This is a genomic window from Bacteroidota bacterium (assembly GCA_018266755.1).
In the GTDB taxonomy this organism is placed as follows: Bacteria; Bacteroidota; Ignavibacteria; order Palsa-1295; family Palsa-1295; genus JAFDZW01.
Map to the genome: position 1 here is coordinate 701,410 of JAFDZW010000005.1, position 18,266 is coordinate 719,675.

The following is an 18,266-nucleotide window of genomic DNA, read 5'->3' on the forward strand; positions in this document are numbered from 1 at the left end:
TGATTTATGTCCCGTAAATCCATTGTTTTTCATCCGATTCCACCTACCCCCCTCTCAAACTGAATTGCATAAAAAAGGTGGCTTTGGCAGGCGTGGGGTTTGGGTCTGATTTCTCATGTGATTCGGAGATTTCGTCGGTCCATAAATACATAACGATATGACCTTTGGGGCAATAGACTAAGTCCTTATTTTTGAGCTTCAATCTTGCGGGCATCTGGGGAGGGGTAAGGGGTTGCGCATTGTAGAGACGCGCACATGCGCGTCTCCCGCTTTTGGTGTGTTGCTGCTTCTGGAGGGTTGGATCGCCTCTCTCAAAGATCACAAATCCAAACGATTCCACGAAGCCGCCCGATGATGACATATCGCAAATCGGACAACGGCGTGCATAATCCTCAACATCCATCCGAGGCGGTACACTGTATTATCTGCTAAGACAATACAAGACTACAATGCCGATTCGCAAGTTTCTTACGATCTCGTTAGTTGCGCTTTCACTGGCAGCCTGCAAGAAGGCCGATACTGCACTCGTCATTCCGAACCTCATGCCGCGCGGAGGCGATTCGACCTCTGCCGAGTTTGTCAATGCACAATCGGAGGTTGCAACCCTTCGCAGCGACCTGACGCTGCACCCCGATAAGCTCGACGACTATACGAAGCTTGCGATGATCTTTCTGCAAGAAGCGCGCGTGAGCGGCCGCCACCACGAGTATTTCCCCGTCGCGTCGCGGTTGCTCGACGAAACCTTGCGGCGCGACTCGCTGAACTTCGAGGGGCTTGTTCTTCGTGCCGGTATGCAAATGACAATGCATCGGTTCGCCGAAGCGAAACAAACGATCGTCAAAGCGATCAAGGTGAATCCGCATAACTCCGGCGCCTATGGCATCCTCGCCGATGCAAATACCGAACTCGGACTGTATGACGAAGCCGTGAAGGCGGTTGATACAATGATAAGCACACGGCCCGACCTGCGTTCGTATGCACGGGCATCGTATCAGCGCGAATTGCGTGGCGACCTTAACGGCGCACTCGCTGCGATGCGTCTGGCTGTCGATGCCGGTGCCTATGGACAAGAGAGTCGCGAATGGTCCGTTTATCAATATGCCAATCTCTTCTTAAACGAAGGCAAACTCGATACTGCCCAATTTCTCTATAATGGTATCCTCGAAGAACGGCCGAACTATGGGTTCGCACTTTCGGGCTTGGCAATGGTCGCTGTAGCGAAGCACGATTATCCGACAGCAATTGAACACCTTGTGAAGGCCACACAAGTTCTGCCGGAACACATATTCCTCGAGCAACTCTCCGACCTCTACGTCGCAATGGGCGACCGAGAGGATGCCAAACAGCTTGAAGAAAAGGTCATCGCCGCATTCGCCGTACACGAGGCAGATGGTTGGAATGTCGCCCGCGAATATGCACTCTACTGCGCGAATCACGGTATTCATCTTGACGAAGCGCTCACTCGTGCCGAAGCCGATTACCGCACCCGTCCGCATAATATCGATGCCCTCGATACATACGCTTGGTGTCTGCTCAAGAACGGCCGTGCAGCCGATGCTGCCCCGCTCGCCAATGAAGCCCTACGAATGAGCCCGCTCAACCCGACGATCTGGTATCATGCCGCCGTGATTGCCCATTCTACCGGTGACACTGTCGTAGCCTCGGCCCGATATGCCCGTTGTGGATATTTGCCGTGCATCTATACCTCCACTTCATTGGCCATACGTTAATATGCTCGTCTGGACGAAACTTGCATTCGTCGTGCTGCTGCGATTGCACAGCATCCACATTAGCTACGCGAAGGCGGAAGTGAGCGAGTCGCAAGTACATTTCAAAGTGTCGTACTATAAAGACGATTTTCGTCAGTCGCTCGACGCATGGTATTCGGGCAAGAGTACATCGCTCGAAGGTGACGCATTACGTAATGCCGAAGTCGCGTATTTTACAAACTTTCTGAGGATGTGGTCAGGGCCGGAGTTCACCCACCAACTCACTCTTTCGACATGCCACGTCACCGACGACGGCTCTTCGGTCCTATTCGACGCTACATTTGCCAGCGATACACCGATCGCGATGCTGACGATCGATCACCGTGCGATCTGTAAGGAATATCCTGACCAAATGAATATTTTTACGATCAGGATCTTCGGCGCCGAGCACAATGTCATTGCCAACGCCTCGAAGCCGACCACTACACTCACGCGCTAACCACGATGGACCTCTTCCCTACATTCTTTCGCATCGGTTTCGAGCACATCGTGACCGGCTACGATCATCTGCTGTTTTTGCTCGGACTGATACTCGTCACGAAAGACTGGCGTTCGCTCCTTTCCGTTGCAAGTGCATTCACCGTTGCGCATTCGACGACGCTTATCCTCTCCGCACTCGGCATCCTGAGTCTGCCACCGGTCGTGACGGAATCACTCATCGCGCTATCGATCGTCTATGTTGCCATTGAAAATGTCGTCCGCGAAAACCCGTCGAGCAGCAGATGGATCGTCGCCGGTTCATTCGGGCTCATTCACGGCGCCGGATTCTCAGGGCATCTCACCGAGATACTTAAAGGCATGCTCGAAATGGGAAATATCTGGTGGCCGCTTGCCGGCTTTAACGTCGGCATCGAGGTTGGGCAGATCCTCGTGATCGCTGTTGTGTTGCCGATCATGTGGCTCGTGCGCAAATACGGTGTCGAACGTAAGATCGTTCAGGAAGTATCACGAGTGATCGCCTCGGTGGGGGGCGTCTTACTGTTGCTTCGTATCTTCGGCCTGAACCCATAGGCGATCGGCAACAGCTCTGACGCTATTGGGGTATCGTCATTCTGAGCGAAGCGAAGAATCCCTTGAGGTAACTCTGTGAGGCTCCGCCATAGGGATTCTTCGCTTCGCTCAGAATGACAGCTCCTTACACCGTTTCAGACAGAGCCACGACCCGCTATTCCGAGGGCGAACCTTTTAGATGTGCCTCAGTTTCTTATTGAGTATTGTGTGATTCCTACTCGTATGAAACCGATCGCTCTCTTCATTACCCTTTGTATTGCATCGAATATATTCGCCAGCGGCTCGCCGCAGATCGTCAAACGCGACAACGGCACCTTCGGCGGCAATCAATCGACCAAGCTCGGCAAGGACATCACCGGTTGGGAAGAAACAGCAATCCTGCAACCGAAAGGACCCTGTACCCTCGACGAGATCGACGTGTATCTCGATGGCACAATACCCGGTCAGGTAGTGGTATGGGTGATGGCCGATCCTTCGGAAGGCTCGATCCCCCCGACCGGCTGGGTGCGAAGCTACGCTGCCCTCTGTGGCCCGATCACTGTCGATTACGATGGCAACCCCGGCTGGGTGCCAATCGACGTCAAAGATAGCGGTCTTCGTTCCGATGGCTTCGACCGACTCTGTATTCAGCATACCGTCACCTCCGCAAACGGACCGTACTTCGCACTCGATAAAAGTCCGTCCACCAACAGCTCGTTCCTGATGAATCCGAACGAGCCGCTCTTTCAAGGTCTTACCATCCCGGGGAAATATTATCTCGCAAACGCGAACTTCATGGTGCGGATGTTGGTGCGATACGAATTCCCCGCCGGAAATACGTCGGCTCTGCCACCGGCCGCTACGTTCGGTGATCATGCAAAAGATGTCGGGCTCGTGGTCAACGGCAAACAGTTCGCTTCGGCGCGCGCCAGTGTTGCCGACTGGAACGGTGACGGTTGGGACGATATTGTCACCGGAGGAAAGTTCTTTCAAAACAATGGCGATGGAACGTTCAAAAATGTGACGGCAACGATTGGGATCGACTCAGCGGGTGGCGGTTATGTCTGGGGTGATTTCAATGGTGACGGCTTCATCGATTGCTATAGTGTCAATGGCGGAGCTGGCGATAAGATTTTCGCTGGGCAAAGTGACGGCACATTCAAAGATGTCACGGCGTCGACAAAGATTTCGAACCCATATCCCACCATCACACCGATGTGGTTCGATTATGACAAAGACGGCAATCTCGATCTATATATTTCCAACGGTCGAACCGCCGACACCGCCGGAAACGAGACGTACTATCCGGATCAACTGTGGCACAACAACGGCGACGGCACATTCGAAAATCTCACGCAGAAGAACGGAATCAGTGATGCCGAGCAACCCCCATATTACGATTGCTGGGCATCGACTGTTGGCGACTATAACCTCGACGGATACCCGGATATCTTCGTTGCCGATTACCGCCTGCAACCCGACATGCTCTTTCGCAATAACGGAGGCACATCGTTTACCGATGTTGCTGCCGAGACCGGTGCGATCGGTGTTCCGACCGCCGATCCGAACTCCTTTGGACATGGTGCAGGATGCGAGTTTGCAGATTTTAACAATGACGGCCTGCCCGATCTCTTCGTCGGCAACCTCGGACATCCCGATTGGCGAGGCCAATTTTCAAATCCATCACTCCTATTTATTAATCAGGGCGGTGCCGACCACAAGTTCATCGATATGCATAAACAAATGGGCGTGAAGTTCTTCGAGATGAACTTCGGAGTTGTAACGCTCGATGCCGATCTCGATGGGAATCTAGACGCGTTTCACTGTCAATATGCCTATAATGCGACCTCAACGGGAGAACCGTATCGCCGTTCACGCATATATATCAACGACGGTCCGTCGAGAAATTATCATCTCTCGGACAAGACGTGGCATCTCGGCTGCAATATTCACGGCGCTTGGACAGCGGTACGCGGCGACTTCGATCATGATGGCGACATGGATCTCGTTGCGGCAAGTCCGACCGATCTTGTGCGCTACTTCCGAAACGATGTCACACGCAACGGGAAATATCTTTCCATCCGGCTCAAAGGTGATGCATCGCAGCATGTGAATACCGATGCATACGGAACGTCGATGACGATCTATGCAAATGGAAAGAAATGGTATCGTGACCTCATGAGCGGCGGCAGCGGTTCGACCGCTTCACAAAACTCGAATGAGATCAATCTCGGGCTCGGACAGGTGCCGTCCGTCGACAGTGTTGTCATTACGTGGCCGAACGGACGGAAGGCAACGCTCACAACGCTGCAACCGGATCATGGTTATCTGGTGAAGTATCCTGATATCGTGAATGTCACGTTCCAATCCGTACGACAGGAAACGACAAACCAGGCGAGCATTGTGGCTTCGGTTGACGGAGCGAACCTCACAGTACGATATACCGGCAGCGAAGCCATCTCGAACGCACGCATTGAAGTGCGAACACTACTCGGCTCGTTGGTTCGTTCACAACAAGCCGCTACAATTGGATCGAGCGAAGATTACAGAATTGATATCGCTGGGCTTGCATCGGGGACCTATCTTGTAACGCTTTCGAACGATTCGAACACGCACTCAGCGACGATCGTCGTTACTCACTAATCGCTTCCCACACCTGCAAGGCTTCGCGAGTCTGCCGCACATCGTGCGTGCGGATGATCTTCGCTCCGTGCGCGACGCCATAGAGCGCAGCCGCAACACTACCGCTGACGCGCTCCTGCGGAGGAATGCCGCCAAGGATCCGACCGATCGTCGATTTGCGCGATACGCCGAGTACCATCGGTACACCCAAACAATCGAACTCGGCATGGTGCCGAATGAGAGCAAGATTATCCTCGTGCGTCTTCGCAAACCCGATCCCCACATCAGCGAGGATAGTTCGTACACCTGCAATGTGCGCTTGTTCGACCCGACGCTCAAGCCATGCACCGACCTGGCCGACAACATCGTTGTAGCGATATTCTTCGATCGTAGACTTCTGAAACTCCGGACCGTACCCATGCATGAGGATAATCGGCGCATCGAGCGATGCTGCGACCGATAACATTGCGCCGTCTTCCGTCGCACCGCTGACATCGTTAATGATCGTTGCACCGGTATCGAGCGCCCGTCGTGCGACTTCTGCTTTAACAGTATCGATAGAGATGATCGTGTCGGGGAAATCGGAGAGGATATAATCAACCACCGGCAGCACGCGTCGCAATTCTTCATCGAGCGTCACAGGGGGTGCACCGGAGCCGTATGCACTCCCCCGAGGGCGGGTCGATTGGCCGCCGATGTCGATGATATCGGCGCCTTCGGCGAGCATCTCCTGCGCGCGCCGAGCTGCCACTTCAGCGGCAAGGAATAACCCGCCGTCGCTAAATGAGTCGGGGGTAACGTTCAGCACGCCCATCACGAGCGGCCGCGGTTCGCTCAGGAGTTCGTTGAATCGGGTGGTTTGCATAAAACGAAAACGACGACAATTGCTTGCCGTCGCCCTTCGAAGAATTCTCGTGTGACGCCGCGAAGCCTTACGCGCGCTTACGCGTGGCCTTTGCAGCAGCCTTACCGGCGCGGATCTTTGCCTTGCGCTTTTCGGCCTTCTTCTTATGGAGCTTCTTTGCGACTTTGCCTTTCTTGTTCATAACTGTTCTATTGTGAATGGTGCAAAAATACGAAAAAAACGGGAGCCCTCCGGGTGAGCGCTACTGTGAGCGTTTATTCCAGTCGGGAATATAGCCGTCGTTGCGGATGAGATCGTTGATCGTTTCCACTTCTTTCACTTTCGGCAGCAGCGACTCCAGATGTGCAATGAGCATCTCCAACCGCTCGTTTTCGCTGCGAACCAGCAATAAGGTTTGGCGCTGATCGGGCAGCAAGCCGGATTTCTGCGCAATCGCGAATGACGGCTGCTTATCGCTCATATTCCATACCACGGGGTCGAGCGGCTCAACCGAACCCCGGTAGGCAACCTCGCAGAGCTCGTTAAAAAGGGCGATCGCTTTTCGTGTCAGCACCTCGTCTCGGACTTCAGGCTCGTCGTCGATCCACCGGATGCGGGCATACGCAAGCTCCGACGGCGCCCCTTGGTCGAGCTGGACAACTTCATATCGGCGCACACCCTCGGTCACGATGTCGAGCTTTCCGTCCGGGTAGCGTTTCGTCACTTCGGCAATACGTGCCGTGCAACCGACGGAGTGCATACTGTCGTCCTCGGTAAAATTCACGCCGAAGGTACTCTTATGCTCGAGCGAGCTGGCACAGAGCCGTTTATACCGTTCTTCGAAGATATGCAGCGGCACACGTGCTCCTGGGAACAGAATCACGCCGAGCGGGAACAACGGGATACGATCGAGCGTCTCCATCGCTTAGTTGCCGTGCTCGTCCTTCCATACCTCGTACCATGCCATCTGCACGGCTTCGAGTTTGGCCTCGTTCGAGGAATGGATGTCGTCCTCCCAATCGGGCAATGCCGCGATCCAATCACGCAGATCGGTGAATCGCACAGTCAGGGGATCGATGTCGGGCTTTGCCTCGAAGAGGGCTTCGCCGATGTCGTCGATGGTATTCCAGTTCATTGTCGTAAACGTTTAGTCGGCTTTGGCGCCTTCGTGGAAGAGGTGCGCGATCGATGGGTTGAGTTGAGGGATCTCGACGATGATCTCGGCATCCTTCTCGATACGAGTCTGGCAGCCAAGTCTCGATTGAAGGGTCAATCCTTCGGCTTCGTCTAGCTGATCGGCTTCGTCGTCCGTCATCTCAGGAAACGCATCCATCCCCTGTTTCACGATCACGTGGCATGTCGAGCAGGCGCAGACCCCGCCACAATTATGTTGCAAGTCGATGCCGTTTGCGAGCGCCACGTCGAGAACCGAGTCCCCGACCAACGCCTCGCACGTCACGTTCATCGGTAAGTAAGTGATCGTTGCCACGGACGAATTAAGAATTATACATTGAGAATGAAACCCTTTCTTCCATTATGGAAGTCATTCCGACCGAGGAGAGGAATCTGGGTTGTGACATTCTTCAAGAGATAGCCTGCCCAGATTCCTCGGCGTTCGTCTCGGAATGACATTCCATTCGACACGTACTTAACGAGCGGCGAACTTCTTATACCGGTCGTTCGCACGGCCCCAGTGGATATCGCCAATGAAGTTGTCGATATACGCGGCACGCTTCGGGCCGTCTTTGTGGTAGTACGCATGCTCGAATACGTCGCAAGCGACGAGCGGGATCGCACCCCACACTGCGCCATAGTGATGTTCGTCGACAACAACATTGCGAAGCTGGCCCGAGCCAAGCTGATCGACGATCAGCACGGCCCACCCTGAGAGCTTTGCTGCGATGGCGCATGCTTTGAAATCGGCCTTCCATGCATCGAACGAACCAAAATCGCGTTCAATAAGCGTTTTCAGATCCGGGGCATTTGCCACATTTCCGTCGCCGCCGAGATTTTCCCAGTAGAGATCATGAAGCACATTTCCGGCATGGTTCCACGTCCATCGACGCTTGAGTTCGCCGTAGACGGAGTAGTTGCCGTTCGACTTCGAGGCATCGGCCGTTTCGAGCGACTTTTCGATCTCGTTCAACTTATCGACATAGCCCTTATGGTGGGTATTATAATGCCAGTCGGTTGTCTCTGCGTCAATAACTTTCGCGAGCAGCGTCTTTGCTTCCTCATCGGAATACGGACGCGCTTTCAATTTGTAATCGTAAGCTTTCACAGTATTCAATTAGAATAAGTAAATATATCGGGTACACTCTTTCGTGTGCAGCCGCTTACGCGCCTGCTTCTTCGACCGCCTTGCCCGCAAGCGCTTGCGAGACCGAGGCATTGAGTATCTCTTGTGCAAGCGGTTGGGTCACTTGCTCAAGCGCTTCGGTCAGCGCCTGAATCTCTTTGGCACTATCGGAGCCTAATGCTTTTCGAAGTCCGTACAAGGCATCGATGATCTTGTCGATCTTGAGATCGGCCATTCGTGCGCGCGAGAACGTGATGGTCCCTCGGCGAATATCGCCGAGTACCTTCTCGGTTGCATTGGCGATCCGTTCGCCTTCGGTTTTGGCCTCGCCCAAACGACGGGCGGCAATATCTTCCTGCGCGTGAACGATGCTGTCGCGAAGCATGCGTTCGATCTCGTCATCGGTCAACCCGTACGACGGAGTCACGTCGATCGTCTGTGCGATGCCGGTATGCGTCTCGAGTGCGCTGACATGCAAGATGCCGTCGGCATCGATCATGAACGTCACTTCCACCTTCGCTGCGCCTGCAGGCAAGGGCGGAATGCCTTTGAGCGTAAACGACGCCAGGTGCCGGTTATCTTTTACGAAATCTCGCTCGCCTTGATACACGTTCACGACGACACCCGTCTGATTATCCGCGAACGTGGTGTATGTTTCCTTTGCCTTCGTCGGAATCGTCGTGTTTCGGGCGATAATCGTGCTCATCATCCCGCCGATCGTCTCGATACCGAGCGATAGCGGCGTGACGTCGAGCAACAGCAGTTCGGTCGAATTCCCGGCGAGCACATTGGCCTGGATCGCCGCACCGAGCGCGACCGTCTCGTCCGGGTTCAAACTGTCATGCGGTTTGCGCCCGAAGAGCTCCTGTACAAGCTGTTTGACAGCCGGCATGCGCGTTGCGCCGCCGACAAGCACGACTTCGTCGATGTCTTTGGACGTCAGATGCGCATCCTTCAACGCATCGATGCATGGCTGCTTCGTACGATCGAGGATCGGACGGATCATCATTTCAAGCTCTTGCCGGGTGAGGCTGCGCTTGTAGTTGAGGTCCAGCCGAGGGATCTTCACCTCCAGCATCGCATTCGGTGACGACGAGAGTGCGATCTTCGCGCGCTCGGATTCCGTACGGATGAGTTGAAGTTCTTCGGCGGTCGGCACAAAATTCGGCTCGATACGCTGAAGCTGCGAGATCACCAGCTCCATGATGCGGCGATCGATATCGTCGCCGCCGAGGTATGTATCGCCGTTAGTCGAGAGAACCTCAAAAATTCCGTTCGTTAGTTTCAAGATCGAAATATCGAACGTCCCGCCGCCGAGGTCGTACACGGCGATGATGCCTTCCTTCTTTTTATCGAGTCCGTACGCAAGCGCCGCTGCCGTCGGCTCGTTGACAATGCGCAGCACATCGAGCCCGGCAAGTCGCCCAGCGTCCTTCGTCGCCTGACGCTGTGCATCGTTGAAGTATGCAGGGACAGTGATCACGGCTTTCGATACCGGCTCGCCGAAATACTTCTCTGCTCGTTCTTTCAGCTCTTTGAGCACAAATGCGGAAAGTTCGATCGGCGTATACTCGCGGTCTCCGATGCTCACACGGACCAGGCCTTCTTCCTTCGGTACAAGCCGATAGGAAAGCATCCCGGCTTCTTTCTGCACATCGGAATACGACTTCCCCATCAATCGCTTGACGGAGTACACCGTATGCCCGGCATCGGTCAGGGCGCGACGCTTCGCGGGATTGCCGACGGCAATCACGGCGCCATGATCGTCGAGCGTCACGACTGACGGAACAAGCCCGCCGTCGCGGCCGGGTATGACAATCGCGTCGCCGTCCTCGACGTAGGCGATCAGCGAATTCGTCGTTCCAAGGTCGATACCGACGACCTTGCCGTCAGGTTGTTGTCCCGGTAATGCGATCTGCAGTGGCACGAGCTTCGTTAGTCGTTATAGAGTTCTGGAAACAATCGGCGTTCGGTGCACTCGATGGCGATATGAATCACCTTGATGTGCAATTCCTGAATGCGGTCGGTCGTTGCGCCCGGCACGACGATAGGAATATCGCAGAGCGGTTTCATCTTTCCCCCATCTTTGCCAAGCAGGCCCACGACCTTCATCCCCTTCTTCTTCGCGGTCTCGGCGGCAAGCAGGATGTTCGGGCTGTTACCCGATGTGGTGATACCGACGAACACATCCCCCTTTACACCAAACGCATCGACCATGCGCTCAAAGACATGTTCGAAGCCGTAGTCGTTCGAGACACAGCTCAGATGCGATGGATCGCTGAGTGCAAGAGCCGGAAGGGGCTTGCGGTCTTTGCGATAGCGGCCGGTCCACTCTTCGGCAAAGTGCATCGCATCGCAATGGCTGCCACCATTGCCGGCGGAATATACTTTGTTACCGTTGCGGAAGGTCGTCTCGAGCAGATCGACAAAGGCGTCGATCTGCGCAAGCGTATGCGAATCCTTCTGCAGTAGGATCAGGTTCTCCTCTGCGGTCTTTAGAAATCCTTGGATGTGGCTCAGACTCATCGGTCGGTCGTATGCAAAAAAGATCGTTGCTCAGTGCTTCAGGACAAGTGAGCGGCCCTCTTTCGCGGCGCTGAGTGTATCGTGTAACGTTTGGAGATAGGCTCTGGTGGCAAGGGAACGAGTCAGTGTCTCCAGTATCTTCTTCTCGTCATCGCGCAGTGCCGCACCCGGTATGCTATGTTCTGCGATCGAATCCCATGCCGAACGCTGCGTGTCGATCTCGCTGCGCAGCGCAACAATGCGTGCGTTGAGATCCGCTTCGACGTTTTGCAACTGGTTGCCGAGCTTTGCACCGGCTTGCATCAGCGCCACATGCTCCTGTACGCTCATCACGAGTTCGAGCAGATCCATCGGCACCTGCTTCGCATTCTCGACTGAATAACCAAAAAGCGACAGCAGATACTTCGTGCGCGAGATCGGGTCGCGAAGTGTGCGGTATGCAGCATTGATCTGACTCGAGCGTTCGAGCGCATCGCCGATCGCGTCGCCGCCTTTCGCAGCGGAGTGATCGGGATGGTAGCGGCGCTGCAATTCGTGAAAACGCCGCTCAAGCTGAGCGGCGTCTTCATCCCGAAAGGTTCGGGCAATACCCAGAGTCTCGAAGAAGTCGTTCACGTCGTTGTGACGATAAGGGTCTCTCCTCTTATGCTCCGAAGGAGCTGCCGCAACCGCAGGTCTTGGTCGCGTTCGGATTATTGAAGACAAATCCGCGGCCGTTGAGCCCGTCGGTGTAATCGAGCTGCGTGCCGGAAAGATAGAAGAGCGACTTCGGGTCGACGAAGATCTGGACGCCATCGATCACGATCGTCTTGTCACCTTCGCGCGGTGCCTTATCGAAACCGAGCGAGTACGACAAGCCCGAGCAACCGCCGCCTTTGACGCCGACACGAAGGCCGTACGTCTCGGGGATGTTGTTCGCCTGCATGATCTTCTGCACCTCGGCGCGAGCCTTCTCGGTCAGTGAGATCTCTTCTTCGATGTTCGAAAATGCCTTCTCGACGGTCGTTTCCTCGACCGAAGGCATCGCCATTACATCTTGATCCATCATAGCCATAGTATTCTTCTCCTCAAAATGGCTTCGAACGAATCGAAGCCGGGTGGTACAATCTACATTGCGTTATGCGTTCGCCACTTCCTCGTGCAACTGCGCTTGCTTCTTTTTGTAATCTTCGAGCGCGGCCTTGATCGCATCTTCGGCAAGTACCGAGCAGTGGATCTTTACCGGCGGAAGATTGAGCTCGGACACGATCGTCGTGTTCTTGATCGCGAGCGCCTCGTCCACCGACTTGCCTTTGATCAGCTCCGTAGCGAACGAGCTCGACGCAATGGCCGAACCGCAGCCGAACGTCTTGAACTTCGCATCTTCGATGATGCCATCGTCTGAGATCTTGATCTGCAGACGCATCACGTCGCCACATTCCGGTGCGCCGACGAGGCCTGTGCCTACGGTCGGGTCGTTCGGATCGAGCGTTCCAACATTACGCGGGTGAGCGTAATGATCCATTACCTTTTCAGAATACGCCATCGTTATCTTCTCCTTATAGCTATCTATACTTTTGTACGAAGTTCTTGCCCCGGAGATTCGTACGTTCTCACGTAAGGAAGACGGACGAAGTTATTTCATCCCTCATGTTCCTTATTTCTTCAGCCACGGCGGCGGAGCCTTGGCTCCGGCAGGTGCGGCACCACTCGCAGCAGGAGCGGCAGCGGGCTTCGGCGCTGCGGGGGCAGCCGGTTTCGGTGCTGCCGCAGCGGCGGGTTTCGCAGCCGCGACAGGCGCTGCTGCCGGTTTTGGCGGCGGCATCGATGCTTCGGGCGAGACACCCTTCAACCCTTCGATCGTCCCGCCTTCTTTCGGCGTCGAAAGTTCGGGATAGTTGAGCACGAACCCATGCGGGTTCACGCGGCGGAAGATCCCCTCTCGCTCGTAGGCGCGGGCAACTTCCAAAGCGATCTGCTCAGCACGTTCGTTGCGGATCGTCAGTCCCTGCTTGTCTTCGAAGTAATCCTGGATCGCATATTGCAGATCGCGCAGGAACACATTCGAATTATGAAACACCGGGGTGCGGATCTCCCGCATATAGCTCAGAAGCTCGTAAGGATATTCGATAAAGATGTCTGATTGTACCATATTCGGTATCGATAGTCTATCCTACAAAAATACGGCTTCGAGCAATTACCGATTGATAATTAGGAATTAGCAATTGGCTAGTGGTGTGCCCACTCGATCGACTTCAGATCGACGCCGGCTTTCGCCAACTCATAGAGCGGCGACATGTCGCGCAGATGCTTCACTGCGCCGATGAGCTTCTCGGCCGTGTAGTCGATCTCTTCCTGTGTCGTGAAGCGGCCGATACCGAAGCGGATCGACGTATGTGCCAGATCTTCACCGACACCGAGCGCCTTCAGGACGTAGCTCGGTTCGAGCGTCGCCGAGGTGCAGGCAGAGCCTGAGCTAACGGCGATGTCCTTGATCCCCATCATCAACGCTTCGCCTTCGACGAAGGCAAAGCTCACATTCAGATTGCCCGGCAAGCGGCGTGCTGCGTGCTTGATCGGGTCCGGTCCGTTGATGTACACTTCGTCGAGCGACGCCGCGATCTTGTTCCAGAGATCGTCGCGCAAGCCCTGGATGCGCTTCGTCTCGCTCTCCATCTCCGTGACGCAGAGTTCGAGTGCCTTGGCAAGACCGACTATGCCCGGTACGTTGAGCGTGCCCGAGCGCATGCCGCGTTCGTGGCCACCGCCGTCCATCTGCGAGGCAAGCTTCACGCGCGGATTCTTCTTGCGCACATAGAGCGCTCCGACGCCTTTCGGACCGTAGATCTTGTGTGCCGAGAGCGACGCGAGATCCACGTTCATGCGTTGCACGTCGAAGGGGATCTTCCCCACGGACTGGGTGGAATCCGTGTGAAAGATTACCCCCTTCTCGTGACAGATCTTTCCGATCGCCTCAAGATCCTGGATCGTCCCAACCTCGTTGTTCGCATGCATGAGCGTAACGAGAGTGGTTCGGTCAGTGATAGCATCGCGGAGTTGGTCGAGATCGACAAACCCCTCTTTGCTCACGGTGAGGTACGTGACTTTCACACCTTTTCGTTCGAGCGCTTTGCACGTATCTAAGACGGCTTTGTGCTCGGTCGTTGCCGTAATGATGTGGTCGCCTTTCGAGGCGTACATCTCGGCGATGCCTTTGATGGCAAGATTATCGGATTCGGTTGCGCCGCTGGTGAAGACGATCTCTTTCTCGTCAGCACCAATATACTTTGCGATCGTCGTGCGTGCCCAATCGACCGCTTCTTCGGCCTTCCAGCCAAAGGGGTGGTTACGGCTCGCTGCATTGCCGAAATGTTCGGTGAAATACGGCATCATCGCATCGAGGACGCGAGGGTCCATCTGCGTCGTCGCGTTATTATCTAAATAGATCGGTAGCTTTACCATACGTTTCTTCCTATACACTCTCGTACAATCCTGCGCGAAACGTCCGAAGACGCTATCACGCTGTCATCAGCTCTGCAATCGTCGTATTGCCGATCGACTCGGTCAGCTTTTCCTGAAGCTTCGCCATTGGGTGCTTGATCGTGCAGCTCTCGAACATGGAGCACGCTTCGTGGTCGGGGTTCTCGGAGGCGCACTCAGTTAAAGCGGTTACCTCGTCGAGCGCTCCGACGACTCGGTTCAGCGTGATCTGTTCGGGCGAGATCATCATGCGGTATCCGCCCCTGACTCCTTGAAAAGAGTCGATGATGCCGTCACGCTTGAGCGACTGCATGATCTTCGCCAGCAGATCGTACGGGATGTTCGTCGCATCCGATATCTCGCGCGACGTGGCCACCTGCCCGGTCTTCGCCAGGTATTGTAGCGCCATCAATCCGTATTCTACTCGCTTCGATAGTCTCAGCATATTCGCCTCATACCGGACTAAATTAGTCCGACTTTGGTCCCAAATAAAAGGCTTCTTTCTCAAGCCTAATGATTCTGACACTAGTGTAAACTCCGAGAGGTTCCTGTAAGTTCAGACTGAATGATGAGTAGTGACAAGTATGGATGGTGGGCACCAAGAAAGATGGCTCCAAGATATAAGGAAACACAGTGCCAGTGATGAAGTATTAATTCAATTGCCAATGCCCATTATTCAGGAATCTATCAAAAAAAAACCTGAGTTCAAATATCCTCTTAATCAACCATATAACAACTCTATGCGTACAATCTGGCTTTTTACTACCGGTTGTTTTTTCATCCTCAGTTTTGTACTCACGAGATCTGGGGGTGCTGTGACTCGAGACACTCTTTATGCGAATGTTGACTCCACCTCTTCAGTGAGGGTGATTATTGAAGAGACTTCTAATTGGGATACCGTCACTATATCCACGAATCTAACATCTGTACACACTCCGAATATTTCTGGCACCGCGGTATTCGACAGCGACATAACTATGACCCTCGCAGCGGACAGCTGTGTGTTTGGAATCCCGAGCAACGGCAAGAAGTACTGGGTAATACCAACACTCCCACCGCCAGGACAGGCGCCCGTTAGGGCGAATGGAGGCACATCCATTACATCGCGATGCTATGGGTGTAACTTTCCTGAAGGCACTAACTGTTATGTGGTTTGGACTATAATTATGACACCGTGGGGAGCGTTCCCATGGCCCGATTGCAAAGGATTTTGCGGCGGCGGTGATGATGATATGCCTTGCAGTTGGTCCTCTCGGCCCGGAGGAACAATTTTGTCTGGACCGAACCTTCTGCTTCACGCAGTAACGCTCGTTCTAAATGGAACGACATATAACTGAGGTTGGACTTATGAAAACGCGCCCATTCCCAAGCTTGAAAGTATGAGGTCAATTCCAGGAAGGAATAATTGTGCAATTCCAAGTTAGCTCGTGATGTACTTGTTGACGCCGAAGTATATTTGCATTGCGTTGCTCTCTTTGCAGAGTATCATTCAGCGCCCAACTTGCTCCGGAGGCTCCAGCGATCGTGTGGAAGAATCCAGGTACACAGTATTCGTATCTGGCTTCCACGCGCTATTGAATCGTCCAGAACTGCGCTGTTTGGATTCGACAACCGAATCCAAACGAGCGTCTTTCGTTCGCCGCATTCTTGCTGAAGCAAACCATTTCCATTCTGGGTCTATACGCTATGTGGTTGAAAGAAAGGCACCTTATGAGAGCAAACCCCGCTTGTACGAATGCGAGATGCGATATACTCATGACGCTAATTCCGGCAAGATCTCATTCCTACACGAAAGTGCGACAGTGCGCTCACTCTACTCAAGAGATACACTCTTTGCCTACTTCAAAAAAAGAGGTATCCTTATTTATCGACCCGGTCGGATCACCGATCCCGAGCGCGAAATCACTGCCCTGTGGTGGCGCTTTGCCTATGGGTTTCCGGGCTGGCGAAACGGGTTGCCCTCCGAGAATGAACTTATTGAATCGGGGCAGGTACAACTCGTCGGAAGCGACACATGCATCCGATTCTGCAATCCGGTCAGGCACAATCAAGTAGGTGCAAATGATCTACTTGATTCCTCACAGACACAACTCCTGATCTCACGCCTCGATCCAAGCCACTCTCTCTACGAGGAAATCTATTGGCACCCAGCAGATTCTGAGCTATTTAGGATGAGTGGGACAGGCGGCAATTACTCCACCAGCCCAGATCCCGAGATTGCGACTGAAATCGACAGCATGATTGATGCATATCGCCATAGCCCAGAGATTCGGTTCTGTTCGGAAGATGACTATGCTCAAATCGATAAGCAACTCCATGAGCCCACGAAGGAGCATCGGCTCCAAATCGGCGATACGATCCCTCTGCTCGATATCTTAACCGGCCCAGACCAAAAACCCTTGAATAAGTCGCCTCTTGCTTCGGCAAGGGTTAGTATTATTGAGGTGTACCATAATGCCTGCCAGCCGTGCATGCTCTCGCTTCGAGGCATCTCAGATCTTCGCGACACACTACGATCATATGGTGGTGACATTATTGGTATAGATCCTATCGCTGAAGACCAAGCAAACAAACCTCTAAATCAGCGAATCGACCGGATCCTCGGGCGTAGATTTAAAACGTTCAATACTCGTGGAGTACTATTCGATAAATCTTTCGACGGCCCTTTCCCCACGTTTTACGTGCTGGATGACATGCAGAGGATACGCAACATTTTCACTGGTTACTCAAAGGGCCCAACCGAGTACATGCTACTCAACGCAGCGAAGTCAATACTTCGGCAACGGTAGATTCAACGAGCTAAGGGCAGACAAATGGTTTGCAGCTAGGCGTTGCACACGCCGATAAGACTCCTCAAGATGTGTCGACCGTAAATACTGCTTACACTGCAAAGGGCAGCCCATCGGGCTGCCCTTTACTATACACGCGTATCTCGAACGGATTAGTGCTTCACGAGGCCCGTGAAGGCAACCGTGTAGCTATTCGTCGAAGCGTCGTAGTTGACGACATAGTTCGTCGGGTACGAACCGGTCTGCTGCCATGCAGCAGGCTGCTGGATCGCCGTCGAGACTTCGTTCGGCTTCGACTCCAAATAAGCCTTGGTGATCATCGGCTCCATGAAGATCACGTTACCGTGATAGCTGCCATAGATGAACGTCTTCGTGAACGTCGCGCCACCGAATTCCGGCGAGGTCGGATCGACCCAATGCACACCCATCATCGGGACGACGGAGTGATCGCTGATGAAGTGCGCCGGCAAGTACTTCGCGGTATCGAACGGCGTCATATCGGGCACCGTATCATTGATCATCATGACCGGAGCCATATCTTCCATATAGAAGTGGAAATCGAAGTGCGGCAGCTCGTACATCGCAGGCGGATGCCCGGCCGGATTCCAGTCGACCATCGCGAACTTCCACGGTGCCGGAGCGTTCGACGGGAAGTTGATCATATATGCAGCACCAACAGGGGTGTTGTTCTCGATGCTATCGAGTGCCTTCGCGCCGAAGGTGATACCGACCTCGGTCACGTCCCCAGCATCGTTGGTGATGGTATAGGTACGCACAGAATCCTTACCCATTGCAGCAGCTTGGCCATAGCTGAGCTTGGCAAGCGAGTTGGTTGGGGTCGTGGAATTATCGGAAGTACAGCTTGCGACTGCGCCAGCGAGCGAGAGCATGGCGACCGCACGAAGAAGTGTGTTTTTCATGGTTTGTTGTAACGTGAAAGAATGAATTGCACGAACACAGAACGGGCA

General features: G+C 54.0%; 19 protein-coding genes. 5 read left to right on the plus strand and 14 right to left on the minus strand.

What is annotated here, in order from left to right:
* The first annotated feature begins 449 nt into the window (after positions 1-449).
* The 4 genes from JSS75_07740 to JSS75_07755 all read left to right on the plus strand — a co-directional run bounded on the left by JSS75_07740 (position 450) and on the right by JSS75_07755 (position 5,402).
* The gene (locus JSS75_07740) at positions 450-1,730 is read left to right on the plus strand and encodes a tetratricopeptide repeat protein (protein MBS1903576.1); all 1,281 of its coding nucleotides are present in this window, start codon (positions 450-452) and stop codon (positions 1,728-1,730) included.
* A 1-nt stretch (position 1,731) separates the two neighbouring features.
* A complete protein-coding gene (locus tag JSS75_07745) occupies positions 1,732-2,208 on the plus strand; it encodes a hypothetical protein (GenBank protein ID MBS1903577.1) in 477 nt (158 codons plus the stop codon).
* Positions 2,209-2,213: 5 nt separating this feature from the next.
* A complete protein-coding gene (locus JSS75_07750) occupies positions 2,214-2,780 on the plus strand; it encodes a HupE/UreJ family protein (protein MBS1903578.1) in 567 nt (188 codons plus the stop codon).
* A gap of 222 nt (positions 2,781-3,002) precedes the next feature.
* Complete coding sequence (locus JSS75_07755) at positions 3,003-5,402, plus strand: VCBS repeat-containing protein (protein MBS1903579.1); 2,400 nt, start codon at positions 3,003-3,005, stop codon at positions 5,400-5,402.
* Here the strand turns inward: JSS75_07755 and folP are convergent.
* The 13 genes from folP to JSS75_07820 all read right to left on the minus strand — a co-directional run bounded on the left by folP (position 5,392) and on the right by JSS75_07820 (position 14,954).
* On the minus strand, positions 5,392-6,246 hold the full coding sequence (gene folP / locus JSS75_07760; protein MBS1903580.1) for a dihydropteroate synthase: 855 nt from the start codon (positions 6,244-6,246) through the stop codon (positions 5,392-5,394). The genes JSS75_07755 and folP overlap by 11 nt on opposite strands.
* A gap of 241 nt (positions 6,247-6,487) precedes the next feature.
* Positions 6,488-7,147 (minus strand): LON peptidase substrate-binding domain-containing protein, encoded by a 660-nt coding sequence (locus JSS75_07765; protein ID MBS1903581.1) that lies wholly within the window; start codon positions 7,145-7,147, stop codon positions 6,488-6,490.
* 3 nt (positions 7,148-7,150) lie between these two features.
* Positions 7,151-7,360 carry a Fe-S cluster assembly protein IscX gene (iscX, locus tag JSS75_07770; protein MBS1903582.1) on the minus strand — a complete coding sequence of 70 codons (210 nt, stop codon included), beginning with the start codon at positions 7,358-7,360 and terminating at the stop codon, positions 7,151-7,153.
* Between the two features lie 12 nt (positions 7,361-7,372).
* Positions 7,373-7,690, minus strand: coding sequence for a 2Fe-2S iron-sulfur cluster binding domain-containing protein (locus JSS75_07775; protein ID MBS1903583.1), 318 nt, complete (start codon positions 7,688-7,690; stop codon positions 7,373-7,375).
* A gap of 183 nt (positions 7,691-7,873) precedes the next feature.
* The gene (locus JSS75_07780; protein ID MBS1903584.1) at positions 7,874-8,506 is read right to left on the minus strand and encodes a superoxide dismutase; all 633 of its coding nucleotides are present in this window, start codon (positions 8,504-8,506) and stop codon (positions 7,874-7,876) included.
* A gap of 55 nt (positions 8,507-8,561) precedes the next feature.
* On the minus strand, positions 8,562-10,439 hold the full coding sequence (hscA, locus tag JSS75_07785; protein ID MBS1903585.1) for a Fe-S protein assembly chaperone HscA: 1,878 nt from the start codon (positions 10,437-10,439) through the stop codon (positions 8,562-8,564).
* 20 nt (positions 10,440-10,459) lie between these two features.
* On the minus strand, positions 10,460-11,050 hold the full coding sequence (gmhA, locus tag JSS75_07790) for a D-sedoheptulose 7-phosphate isomerase (protein ID MBS1903586.1): 591 nt from the start codon (positions 11,048-11,050) through the stop codon (positions 10,460-10,462).
* A gap of 30 nt (positions 11,051-11,080) precedes the next feature.
* Positions 11,081-11,665, minus strand: a complete 585-nt coding sequence (hscB, locus tag JSS75_07795; protein MBS1903587.1) for a Fe-S protein assembly co-chaperone HscB — start codon at positions 11,663-11,665, stop codon at positions 11,081-11,083.
* A gap of 28 nt (positions 11,666-11,693) precedes the next feature.
* Positions 11,694-12,074 carry an iron-sulfur cluster insertion protein ErpA gene (gene erpA / locus JSS75_07800; protein MBS1903588.1) on the minus strand — a complete coding sequence of 127 codons (381 nt, stop codon included), beginning with the start codon at positions 12,072-12,074 and terminating at the stop codon, positions 11,694-11,696.
* Positions 12,075-12,167: 93 nt separating this feature from the next.
* Entirely contained in the window at positions 12,168-12,575 is a 408-nt protein-coding gene (gene iscU / locus JSS75_07805; protein ID MBS1903589.1) for a Fe-S cluster assembly scaffold IscU, read from the minus strand.
* Between the two features lie 111 nt (positions 12,576-12,686).
* A complete protein-coding gene (locus tag JSS75_07810) occupies positions 12,687-13,181 on the minus strand; it encodes a hypothetical protein (GenBank protein MBS1903590.1) in 495 nt (164 codons plus the stop codon).
* Positions 13,182-13,258: 77 nt separating this feature from the next.
* Entirely contained in the window at positions 13,259-14,491 is a 1,233-nt protein-coding gene (locus tag JSS75_07815; protein ID MBS1903591.1) for an IscS subfamily cysteine desulfurase, read from the minus strand.
* Positions 14,492-14,546: 55 nt separating this feature from the next.
* Positions 14,547-14,954 carry an Rrf2 family transcriptional regulator gene (locus JSS75_07820; protein MBS1903592.1) on the minus strand — a complete coding sequence of 136 codons (408 nt, stop codon included), beginning with the start codon at positions 14,952-14,954 and terminating at the stop codon, positions 14,547-14,549.
* 1,129 nt (positions 14,955-16,083) lie between these two features.
* Here JSS75_07820 and JSS75_07825 point away from each other — a divergent pair.
* Positions 16,084-17,298 (plus strand): hypothetical protein, encoded by a 1,215-nt coding sequence (locus tag JSS75_07825; protein ID MBS1903593.1) that lies wholly within the window; start codon positions 16,084-16,086, stop codon positions 17,296-17,298.
* A 152-nt stretch (positions 17,299-17,450) separates the two neighbouring features.
* Here JSS75_07825 and JSS75_07830 read toward each other — a convergent pair whose 3' ends face one another.
* Positions 17,451-18,218 carry a hypothetical protein gene (locus JSS75_07830; GenBank protein ID MBS1903594.1) on the minus strand — a complete coding sequence of 256 codons (768 nt, stop codon included), beginning with the start codon at positions 18,216-18,218 and terminating at the stop codon, positions 17,451-17,453.
* Positions 18,219-18,266: the final 48 nt, after the last annotated feature.